2 protein-coding genes are annotated in these 1,583 nt (G+C 59.5%); one reads left to right on the top strand and one right to left on the bottom strand.

Annotation, left to right across the window (positions count from 1 at the left end; all coding sequences use genetic code 11):
- Positions 1 to 282: hypothetical protein (locus F8R15_RS21700; RefSeq protein ID WP_216644160.1), on the top strand; the 282-nt coding region annotated here is incomplete at its 5' end.
- Here the strand turns inward: F8R15_RS21700 and F8R15_RS20845 are convergent.
- Complete coding sequence (locus F8R15_RS20845; protein ID WP_152845872.1) at positions 258 to 686, bottom strand: PACE efflux transporter; 429 nt, start codon at positions 684 to 686, stop codon at positions 258 to 260. The two genes, F8R15_RS21700 and F8R15_RS20845, sit on opposite strands and share 25 nt — an antisense overlap.
- Positions 687 to 1,583 lie beyond the last annotated feature (897 nt).

The following is a 1,583-nucleotide window of genomic DNA, read 5'->3' as shown; positions in this document are numbered from 1 at the left end:
TTCGCCCCGGATCGGCCAATAGACAGCCACGGTGAGGCGGGCATCGAGAGGAACTGTCCGGTCGAGACCGTCAATCAGCCGGACGGTCGCGCGCTCTCGATCTTCTGCGGACAAGGCCCGCGCGGCCACAAGCCGAGCGCGCTCCGCCCACCTGAACCGCGCCACGTCGCGTGCAGTCTCGGGATCGACCAGGTGTCCATCGACCAGAAGATGGGCAAAGCAGGCGGGGGCTCCTCCGGTAGCATCATCTTCCATATTTATGCCATCCGTTCGCGTTTCTGAGGCGGAAAGATCGTATCGTATCCCCAAGTGAAAACGAAGGCGTAGACGAGATAGAAGCCTGCAAAGGACAGTTCCATCATGAGAATGGTCAGCAGGGAGGCGTCGAGCCACCATGCGAAAATCGGCAGGAGCAGGGTAAGCAGCGTCACCTCGAAAAGCACCGCGTGAGAGATCCGAAGCGGCATTGTCTTATGGACATCGCCACGGCGCCAGAGCAGGATGTGATCGAAGGCCAGGTTGAATAGATAGTTCCAGACGGTGGCCGCAGTCGCCCCGAGAACGACCAGCACGCCCATTTCCTCCATGGGATGATCGAAGGCCCAGGCGAAGAGCGGCGTGACGATGAGGAGGCCAATGAGTTCGAAGCTCACGGCTTGGCGGATACGGTCTGGGGTGCTGCGCATAGAATGTCTTCGTTTACAGGTCAGGGGTCCAGCGTGTAGACCTTGTAGTCGGGCCAGGTCTTCCCCGGGTCGCCTTATGGTGGGACCCGTGCGTCGGCTTTTCAAGCATGGGCGCACGTTGCGCCGTCCAGGGGCCTCGGGTTCGGTGCCTCGCGGCCTTCGCACGCTGAGGAAACGGACGAGCCGGGATGAGGTGTGGTGTCCGATGCCGATTGCCCAAATGAAGAGAGACACCAAGAGAGACCGCTATCCCGAAAGACTGTGCTGATTTTCTCAGACCAGGATCGCCAATCGGTAATAAGCCCGGTGCAGTCGGTCGGGATTCAATGCAGCGAGTTTCGACCATGAACGTCCATGAAGATTGCAAATATCCGGAAGATCATCGTGTCGGGTGGAACTTGAGCCGAGATGAGGTGTTCTGTCGTCGAAAGGCCGTCGGCGAGCGCGAACGAAAGTGTCGACGCGCTTCCACATCATGGTTCGCTCGGTCTTCGCAGGGTCTCCATTCTTGAAGCTTCGATGCTTTGCGGTGCTCCTATCGGTGGTGAGCATGGGCAGTGACCTGCCACGGGTCTTTCATCCAGTAGTCCCGTGGCCCGGTCGGAATTGACTTGCGGCAGGGTTGGGAGGGCTCGACCAACCACATGTCGTGAAGCGAACCCCTCATGCTGTTATTCGAGCATCTTGGCACTACCGTTGCATTCGTATCAGGTCGACGTCTCATTTCGGCCGTGTGCTCGGTTCAAGGGTAACGGCCCGGTTGGCACCGCCTGCCAGATTTCGGCGTGAGGCCCTAAGACACGTGCATAACGACGTCGCAAACGACGTCTCTTATGCGCGGAGGGGCTATGCGGGGCGAGGTTTTGGGTATTGAGCGCCGCCGGCGTTGGGACGACG

The organism is Thioclava sp. JE_KL1 (genome assembly GCF_009296265.1).
Taxonomy (GTDB): domain Bacteria; phylum Pseudomonadota; class Alphaproteobacteria; order Rhodobacterales; family Rhodobacteraceae; genus Thioclava.
Note: the sequence above shows the minus strand (reverse complement) of the source record. Positions and strands in the feature narration are given on the sequence as shown.